Below are 9534 nucleotides of genomic sequence, written 5' to 3'. Positions count from 1 at the left end.
GGTTATATCACTGCCGTCGATGCAGAGACCGGTGAGTTCAGCTGGCGCTTCTTCACCGTGCCCGGCGATCCGAAACAACCGTTGGAGCATCTGGAGCTGGCGGCTGCATCCAAGACTTGGGATCCGAACAGTATGTGGGATGTCGGCGGCGGTGGCACTGCGTGGGACGCCATGGCCTACGACCCCGAGCTGAATCTTCTGTACGTCGGCACGGGCAACGGTTCGCCACATCCGGTGTGGAGTCGCAGCCCCAAGGGCGGGGATAACTTATATCTCGCGTCGATTCTGGCCATCGATCCGAGCACCGGCCGCTTGCGTTGGCATTATCAGACCACACCGGGCGACAGCTGGGATTACACGGCCACTCAGCAGATGGTGCTGACCGAGCTCACGCTCAACGGTGCGACACGCAAGGTGCTGATGCAGGCGCCGAAGAATGGCTTTTTCTACATTCTGGATCGGGCCACCGGCGAACTGTTGTCGGCGGAGAAATTCGGCAAGGTCAATTGGGCCAGCCATGTGGATTTGCAAACCGGGCGGCCGGTGCTGACGGCGCAGTCGGATTTTTCCAAGGGGCCGAAGCTGATTTATCCGGGACAAGTGGGCGCGCATAACTGGCACGCGATGTCCTATAACCCGGTGACCAAGCTGGTGTACATCCCGCTGCTCGAATCGCCGGATGTTTATAAGTTCAATCCCAAGCCGAAGTACATGCACGGCCAAAGCTCCGAGCATGTCGATATTGTCGGGACCGAGGAGGTCAGCGGCCAATTGCCGGCGGGCGTCGATATCGAGCAGATCGCCTACGTGCAAGCTTGGGATCCGGTGCATGGCAAGCAACGCTGGCGTGTCACCACCGATTCGATCTATCGCGGAGCAGGCTTGTTGTCGACAGGCGGCAAAGTGGTGTTTCAAGGCTCCGGCGATGGCTTCCTTTACGCGTACTCCGCCGACACCGGCGCGCGGCTGGCCGCGATCAATGTCGGCACCAGCATGAAAGCGGCGCCGATCAGCTACGCCATCGATGGCGAGCAGTACATTGCAATCATGGCGGGCTACGGCGGTCCTCCCGGCTGGAGCTACCGTCGCAGCTCGGCTGCGTATCGCTATGGCAACGCGGGTCGCATCGTCACTTTCAAGTTGAATGGCGGGCGCGTCCCCATTCCTGCAGTCGTCGAACATAAGCCGTTGCAGGTACCGCCGGAGGTGCCGACCTCGGCTGAAATGGTGGAGAAGGGCGGTGTGCTGTTCGATCGTTTTCGTTGTTCGTGGTGTCACAGCTACCCGGCCGGTAGTGCACCGAGCCTGCTCGAGCTATCGCGCGAGAAACATGGGATCTTCAAAGAGATCGTGTTGCACGGGGCACTGGAGCCTCGCGGTATGGCGAGCTTTGCCGACATGTTGAGCGAACCAGACGTGGAGGCCATCCATGCCTACATCGTCGACAGCACCAAGCGGGAACTGGAACGGCAGCGAGCGGAGCAGTAACGCTCGCAGGCTTGCTGCCGTTATCTAGAACTGTCATCGTTTAGCCATGCAGGAAATCGTGTCGTTGTTCGGCAAGATGCGCCGGCTCCTGATGAGCCGGGGGCGCACTGCCGACGACGCCGAGGATTTGATGCAGGAAGCCTTCCTGCGCCTGCAGGTCTATTCCCGCGATCACGCCGTCCAGCATACCGAGGCGTTCGTGGTCCGCACCGTCCTGAACCTGTCCGCCGAGATGGGCCGCCGGTCGCGGCGCTTCCAGTCCTCCGATGCCACCGAAACCCTGGTGGCCGTCGATCCGGCGCCACTTCCTGATGAGGTTTTGGCCGGGCAACAACGTCTACTGAGACTGAAGGCTGGGCTGCAGCAGTTGAATCCGCGGCCCCGGCAGGTATTTCTATTGAATCGAGTGGAAGGCTACAGCTACGTGCAGATCGCGGAACGCCTGGGAATCAGCGTGAGCATGGTCGAAAAACACATCGCCCGCGCCTCGTTCTTCCTGGCGGATTGGATGGCGAGGTATCGGGAATGACCGTCGCCGGGACGGAGGATCGCGCGCGTCGGGCCCGGGCCGAAGCTTCGGCCTGGATCGCACGGCTGCACGGTCCGAATCGCACGCCCGAGTTGGAGGCTGGCTTCCAGCGTTGGCTGGGTGAAAGCGAACATAACGCTCGCGAGTTCGAGGCCCTGACTGAGGTTTGGGAGAGCATGCCCGGCATTTCGGCGGGCAGCTTGTCGCACCAGGCATCGGATGAGCCAGTCGCCGAACCGTTCGTGCCCCGTTCGCGCCCGCACGTTGCTTGGGGATTGGCGGCGTCGGCACTGATCGCCGCGCTATCGTTCTTTGTCTACAACCATTGGTTCGCGGGGCTATACGACACCAAGGTCGGCGAGCAACGCATCGTGTTACTCGGTGACGGCACTCAGATCTCGTTGAATTCCGGCACGCGGCTGCGTAGTCAGTACGATGGCGACGAACGCGGCATCACGCTAGATCGCGGCGAAGCGTTGTTCGAGGTGGCACATGACGCGCAACGTCCGTTCGTCGTGCGGGCGGGAGCGTACGCAGTCACGGCCATCGGTACGAAGTTCACTGTCCGCCACGAGCAAGGGCGAGTTGCAGTGGTGCTGGTCGAAGGCAAAGTCGCTGTGACTTCGACTGAGCAAGCGGCCGGTGCCGCTGTCGATGCGGGAGTCGCGCCGGGCAGTGACGGGCGAATGCTCGCTGTCGGCCAGCGGTTGACGCTCAATGCCGGGGCACCGGCGGTGCTCGACACGCCCGACATTTCCGTCGTGACGGCCTGGCGTCGCGGCGAAATCGTGCTGGACCAAACGCCGTTGGGCGACGCCATCGCTGAATTGAATCGTTATACGTCGAGGCAACTCGTGCTCGGCAGCCCGGAGCTGGCCAGCTTGCCGGTCAGCGGCCTGTACCACACCGGCGATAGCGAACGCTTCGCCCGAGCCCTGGCGCAACTGCATGGCTTGAATTTGGAAGAACAGCAGCAGCGGATCGTTATAAAATCCAGGTGAGATGTTCGCATCGCAGCCCCTGACGATTCGGACCGAAGCCTTCGCTGCCGCCCCTTCGGACGCTCGTGCCTGCCTTCCTGTGCGGCACGTCGGGGCCGTTTTGTTGCTGGTAACCTGGCTGGCGTGTTCCGCCGCCGCTGCGCCGTCCCGATTGGTGTTCGATGTGCCTGAACAGCCGCTGGGCGATGCGCTTCGCATGCTCGCTCGGCAGTCGGGTTACAACGTGCTCTTCAATGCGGCCGATCTAGGCACGCGCCTCTCGCCGCCGATTTCTGGCGAGTACACACTGACCGAAGCTCTCGACTTGCTGCTGGAAGACGCCAGCCTGGACGCCCGCGTCTCGCCGGATGATCTGATGGTGGTGGTGCGCCAACGTGAGCAGATCGGCTCCATCGTGGTGCTCGGCAAACAGTTCCACTATGCCGAGATCGAAAGCGCCAACAAGATGCCGCTGCCGGCGAGGCGCACGCCACAGAGCGTAAAAGTCATCACGCAGGACATGATCGAGTTCGCCTCGCTGAACGAATTCGAGGACACCTACCGCATCGATGCCAGCAGCCATGCATCGCATCTGAACGACGGCTTCGCGCGCAATTATTTTCGCGGCTTTCTCGCTGACAGCACGGATGCGTTCAAGATCGACGGCATGCGGGCGTTCGGCATGATCGAATTCGATATCGCGCCGCTGGAGCGCATCGAGATCGTCAAAGGGGCCACGTCGACGATGTACGGTCATGCATCGGTGGGCGGCACGCTAAACGCCGTCTCCAAGCAGCCGACCCCCGAGTTCGGCGGTTCGGTGTCGCTGGAAGCCGGAGGTTATGACCACTATCGTGCCGGCTTGGACCTGCACGGTGCGTTGACCGATGATCAGCGGCTCAGTGGCCGGTTGGTTGCCAGTTATCTGGATGAACAGGGGCCGGTCGACTTTTCGTATCGGCGCGTCGGCGTGTTGGCGCCCTCGCTGCAATACCAAGTCAGCGACGCAACGTCGTTGACGCTATCGACCCAGTACCAGCAGCACGATTTCATGCCGCTGGGAAACTTCGGTGTACAGATTGCGGGTGACTCGACGGATCCCGACAGTTACCTCGTGCCGCGTGTACCGCGTAGTCGCTTCGTGGGCCAGCCCGATCAGTTTCAATCGGCGGAGCTGGTGTATGGCCGATTGCTGCTCGATCACTCGTTCGTCAGTGGCTGGCGGCTGCGTGCCAACGCTCAGATGGCACGCGTCAGCAACGATGGCCACCAAGCACAAGGCATCACGACGCACGCCGATGGCACGACGGATGTCGAAATCTTCGGCGGTACGCTGACGGAGCGAGTGCGTTCCGCCGAAGTGCATGTGTTCGGCACCGTCGATGTGGGCGACCGGGAGGTCACGTTGTTCTTCGGCGTCGACCGCTATCAGGCCAAGAATCGACAGCAGTCGGGACTCGCGTTCGCGCCGGGTTCGCTCACCGGTTTCAGTGTGTATCAGCCGGATTATTCGCTGCTGCCACGGGCGCTTCGCAGTCCGCTGGACTACACCCTGTCGAATCCAGTGCTCGCGCCGTCTATCAACTATGCGGAGACGAGTGCCAGCGACGAGAAAGCCATCGAGAGCGGCTACACCGCGCAAGTGTTTACCAATATCGCTGGGCCACTGAGCGCCATGCTCGGTATGCGGTATTCGGAATACGAGCACGGCAGCGCTGCGGCTTGTTGCAGCTTGGCTTCGGTGCAGGAACCGTTGCCAGCCAAGACGTACTACCGCAACTATGCGACGACGTATCAGGCAGGGCTGACCTATACGCTGGGTGCCGATGTCACTGCGTATGTGAGCTACGGGCAATCCTTCACGCCGCGCAACGAGTTCACCTTCGACGCTGCGAATCCAACCAGTCGCGGTCGGCCCGTCGGCCCAGAAGACGGTGAGACCTACGAGATCGGTTTGAAAGGGGAGCTGCCGGGCCGCGCCTTCTCGTGGTCCACGGCGCTGTTCGAAGTTGCGCGGACCAATATCGCTCAGGCGAATCCCGACCCGGCGTTGAACGAACGATTCGTGGTCATGATTGGCAAGCAGCGGGCGAGGGGGCTGGAGTTCGATGCGCAAGGCGAGTTGGCGCCCGGTTGGTCCGCCTATGTGTCGGCGGCGGTGTTGGAGAACGAATTCGTCGGTGAGGAGTTCAACGGCTACCCGTCTTACTTCGCACCGCGCTGGGGGGTGTCGTTGTTCTCCAGCTATCAATGGCAGGAAGGCCGCGCTCGTGGATTCGGCATCGGCGGTGGCGTGGTTTACAAGAAAATCGTGGATGCTCGGCCATTCTTCGGCGGTGCCCAGGGCCACGCGCTGGACTTGTTCGACGACGTGTTCGAAGTGGACCTGCGCGTGTTCTACGAGAGCGGTCCTTGGCATTTGTCGCTGGCTGTGACCAATGCACTCGCTGAACGGTACTACAGCCCGAGCTACCCGAGCCCGTACTACGCCATCAACGTGAACCCCGGCCGACAACTGATCGGCTCGCTGAAGTATCTGTTTTAAAACGGGAACGGTACGCCGTATCGCCGTCTCGAAAATCTAGGTGAGGTTTTTCGCGGCTCAACCATCTACTCCTCAAGACCGAAGCTAGTGCCACGGTCAAAAAACTATATGGGGAGTACGTATGCGTCGCTCGACACGTTCGCTGGCCTACTTTTGCACTGTCGTTCCATTCTTCTCGGTGATTGCGCACGCCCAAGGTGAGCAGGTCGACGAAGTCGTCGTCACTGGTAAGCGCTTCAGTTACGAAACCGTCGAAAGCGCCAACAAGGTGCCGTTGTCCGTCAAGGACACGCCGCAAAGCGTCAAGGTCATCACCGAGGACGTGATCGAGTTCGCCGGCATTCGCGGGCTGGAGGACACGTACAAGATCGACGCGGGCAGCCACGTTTCGCATCTGGACGACGGCTTTGCCCGTAACTATTTCCGCGGCTTCCTGGTCGATAGCGACAATGCATTCAAGATCGACGGCATGCGTGCATTCGGCACCATCGACCTGGATTTGACGGCGATGGAGCGCATCGAGGTCATCAAGGGGTCGACCTCGACCATGTACGGCCACGGCCCGATCGGCGGCATGACCAATGCCATCTCCAAGAAGCCGACGGCGGACTTCGGCGGCTCGGTGGATCTGGAAGCCGGCACCTACAGCCGTTATCGCGCGGCATTTGATATTCATGGCGCACTCACTGCCGATGACAAGCTCAGCGGCCGGTTGGTCGCGAGCTATCTCGACGAAGAAGGCCCGGTCGACTATTTCTATCGCAAGAACATCGTGGTCGCGCCGTCGCTGAAGTACGAGTTCACGGAAAACACCGCCGTGACCTTGATGACCCAGTACCAGAAGCAGGACTTCATGCCGCTCGGCAACTTCGGCGTGCGCGTGGCGAACATCAATCCCGTGACTGGCGCTTATCCGAGAGCGGCGTCCAACTACACCATTCCGGATGTGGCTCGGGATACGCTGGTCGGCCAGCCGGATCAGTTCTTCAATAGCGAGCTGCAATATGGCCGGTTGTTGTTCGAACATGCATTCGCCGACTCCTGGCGATTCCGCGCCAATGCGCAGTACGCCAAGCTGGACAATCTGTACTTCCAGTCGCAGGGCGTGACCACGCATGCCGAGAGCGGCGAAACCGATCTGGAAATCTTCGGCGGCGACAGCGAGTCCAAGATCAAGTCCGCGGAAATCAACCTGTACGGTGACATCGAGCTCGGCGGTCGCAATCACACGTTGTTCCTCGGCGCCGACATCTACGACACCGAAACCGAAGGTGCGTCGCCTTACGCGTGGCTCGGCACGAATACGGGCTTCAGCATCTATTCGCCCGACTACAGTGTGCTGCCTCGAACCCAGCGCAGACTGCGCGACTACACATCGAGCAATCCCGCGCTGGCGGACACCGATTACGTCGAAGTGTACGGCGGCTTGAACGGTTACACGGAAGTTGGCCTTACCGCACAAACATTCCTGCGTCCGGCGGATGGTCTGATCATCATGCTCGGTGCGCGCTATGCCGAGTATGAGGACTTTCGAGTGGGTACCTGCTGCGATCTCGAAGCCTACGATGAAGGTTACGGGCCGAAGGACTACTTCCGGAACTATGCGACGACTTACCAGGCCGGCGTCACATACGCGTTGAACCAACGTTTGAATGCCTATGTGAGCTACGGCACGACCTTTACACCGCGCAACGAGTTCTCGTACGACCCGGCGGATCCCACTGGCGATGGCAACAAGATCGGTCCGGAAGAAGGCGAGGCGTACGAGATCGGCCTCAAGGGCGATGCCGCGGATCAGCGCTTCAGCTGGTCGGTCGCCTTGTTCCAGATCGCACGCACCAACATCTCTCAAAACAATCCCGATCCGGCGCTGGCCTCGCGTGGCTTCCGCGTCAAGATCGGTGAGCAGCGCGCTCGGGGCATCGAACTCGACTTCCAGGGTGAGATCGTGAGCGGCTGGTCGGTGTTCGTGTCGGCCGCGGCGCTCGACAATGAATTCGTGGAAGGCGAGTTCAAGGGCTATCCGGCGTGGTTCGCGCCGAAGTGGGGCGTCTCGACGTTCTCCAGCTATCAGTTCCAGGACGGCCCGTTGACCGGGTTCGGCTTTGGCGGCGGCGTGGTTTATAAAAAGGTCGTAGATCCCAAGCCGTTCTTCGGCGGCGCGCGGGGCCAGACGCTCGAGTTGTTCGACGATGTGTTCGAAGTCGATGCGCGCGCGTTCTACCAGAGCGGACCTTGGAACTACTCGCTCGCAATCACCAACGTGCTGGACGACAAGTACTACTCACCGAGCTATGGCAGCCCCTTCTATGCCATCAACGTGAACCCAGGCCGGCAGTTCGTCGGCTCGGTGAAGTACAAGTTCTGAAGCTGCAGCTCGGGCGGTGCAACCGTGCCGCCCGAGCTACTCGAGCTGTCGCGCCTCGTTAGCGCGATCGATTTGCTATGAATAAATTCATCCTGTGGACCTGTTTGCTCGTGCTTGGCTGTGGCCAAGCAGCCGCGGCGCAGCCTGCGTTGGACGTTCTCATCGTCAACGCACGCATCGTCGACGGCAGCGGTAATCCTTGGTATCGCGGCAGCGTCGCTATCCATGACGGGCGCATCGTCGCGCTGGGCAACGCCGAGTCGCTCCGTAGCACGACGGCGAAACGGATCGTCGATGCGCGCGATCGCGTAGTCGCGCCCGGCTTCATCGACATGATGGGACAGGGCACGCTGGGTTACATCCAGGATCCCGTAGTCGCTTTGAGCCAGCTACGACAAGGCATCACTACTCACGTCTCCGGCGAAGGCTGGTCGTCCGCACCGACCCCGGCGGACATGAAGCCAGTGTCCATCGACGGTGAACAAGTTCGTTGGAGCACCTTCGCTGAGTATTTTCGGATTCTGGAGAAACATGGCGTTCCGCTGAATGTCGCGTTCAATGTGGGGGCTGAGCAGGTACGCCGTGTCGTGCTAGGCGATAAGGATGTCGATCCGACGCCGGCGCAACTCGACCGGATGAAACAGCTCGTCGAACAAGCGATGCTCGACGGCGCACACGGCATCTCCAGCGCGCTCATCTATCCGCCGGGTGCATACGCTGAGACGCCGGAGCTGATCGAGCTGGCCAAAATCGTCGCTCGCCATGGCGGTTTCTATTCAACCCACCTTCGTAACGAAACCGCGGGTCTGTTGGGCGCCATTGATGAGACGTTGCAGATTGCGCGTGAGGCCAAGATTCCCGTTCACATCTACCATCTGAAAGCCTCAGGCAAGAAGAACTGGCCGTTGATGGAGCAGGCGCTCGCGAAGATCACAGCTGCGCGGGCCAGCGGACTCGATGTAACGACCGATATCTATCCCTACATTCGCCATGGCAACGGGCTCGATTCCTTCCTGCCGCCGACGTTTTTCGAGAAGGGCCACGAAGCTGCTCGTAAGCAACTCGCCAATCGCAAAGTCCGTCAGCAACTGCGGGCTGAAATCGAACGCGTGGATAGCGATTGGGAGAACACCTATCAAGCCATCGGGGCTGACTTCGACAAGGTGCTGGTCACCGGGTCGGACAACAAGAGTGCCATTGGCCTGTCGATAGCGCAGGTGGCGCGCCGGGACAAGCGCGACGTGTGGGATACGTTCTTCGACCTGGTGCAAGCGGACACTGGCATTGCGCCCGAAAGCATGAGCGAAGCACAGAAGGTGCTCGCGATGCGTGCGCCGTTCGTGATGTTCGATACGGACAATGGTCCGACGAATCCAGCGAAGGCGGAGTCGACACATCCGCGGACCTTCGGATCATTTCCTCGGGTGCTGGCCAAGTACGTGCGTGAGGACGGCGTGATCAGCCTCGAAGAGGCGATCCGTCGCATGACGTCGCTGGCGGCGAATCGCATCGGTGCCTTCGACCGCGGCCGTATCGCTGTCGGCATGGCCGCCGATTTAGTGATCTTCGATCCGGCCGCCGTTCGGGATCTAGCCACGTTCGAGAAACCGCTGCAGTACGCCGT

At 60.8% G+C, this 9534-nt stretch carries 6 protein-coding genes; all 6 read left to right on the top strand.

Annotated elements, in window-relative coordinates; translation table 11 throughout:
• A partial coding sequence (locus tag JNL55_RS14105; RefSeq protein WP_293854147.1) for a PQQ-binding-like beta-propeller repeat protein occupies positions 1–1488 on the top strand: 1488 nt, incomplete at its 5' end.
• 46 nt (positions 1489–1534) lie between these two features.
• Positions 1535–2017 (top strand): RNA polymerase sigma factor, encoded by a 483-nt coding sequence (locus tag JNL55_RS14100; protein WP_293854144.1) that lies wholly within the window; start codon positions 1535–1537, stop codon positions 2015–2017.
• Positions 2014–3018 carry a FecR family protein gene (locus tag JNL55_RS14095; RefSeq protein ID WP_293854141.1) on the top strand — a complete coding sequence of 335 codons (1005 nt, stop codon included), beginning with the start codon at positions 2014–2016 and terminating at the stop codon, positions 3016–3018. The genes JNL55_RS14100 and JNL55_RS14095 overlap by 4 nt, the downstream gene beginning before the upstream one ends.
• Positions 3019–3118: 100 nt before the next feature.
• Positions 3119–5542, top strand: coding sequence for a TonB-dependent siderophore receptor (locus tag JNL55_RS14090; RefSeq protein ID WP_293854137.1), 2424 nt, complete (start codon positions 3119–3121; stop codon positions 5540–5542).
• Between the two features lie 121 nt (positions 5543–5663).
• The gene (locus JNL55_RS14085) at positions 5664–7910 is read left to right on the top strand and encodes a TonB-dependent siderophore receptor (RefSeq protein ID WP_293854132.1); all 2247 of its coding nucleotides are present in this window, start codon (positions 5664–5666) and stop codon (positions 7908–7910) included.
• Between the two features lie 77 nt (positions 7911–7987).
• A partial coding sequence (locus tag JNL55_RS14080) for an N-acyl-D-amino-acid deacylase family protein (protein ID WP_293854128.1) occupies positions 7988–9534 on the top strand: 1547 nt, incomplete at its 3' end.

The organism is Steroidobacter sp., from assembly GCF_016790065.1.
Classification (GTDB): Bacteria; Pseudomonadota; Gammaproteobacteria; order Steroidobacterales; family Steroidobacteraceae; genus Steroidobacter.
Note: the sequence above shows the minus strand (reverse complement) of the source record. Positions and strands in the feature narration are given on the sequence as shown.

What these genes read in the sequence shown, in the direction of transcription:
- JNL55_RS14085 (WP_293854132.1), top strand. Translation starts at nt 5,664, where the DNA reads ATGCGTCGCTCGACACGTTCGCTGGCCTACTTTTGCACTGTCGTTCCA.
- JNL55_RS14100 (WP_293854144.1), top strand. Translation starts at nt 1,535, where the DNA reads ATGCAGGAAATCGTGTCGTTGTTCGGCAAGATGCGCCGGCTCCTGATG.
- JNL55_RS14095 (WP_293854141.1), top strand. Translation starts at nt 2,014, where the DNA reads ATGACCGTCGCCGGGACGGAGGATCGCGCGCGTCGGGCCCGGGCCGAA.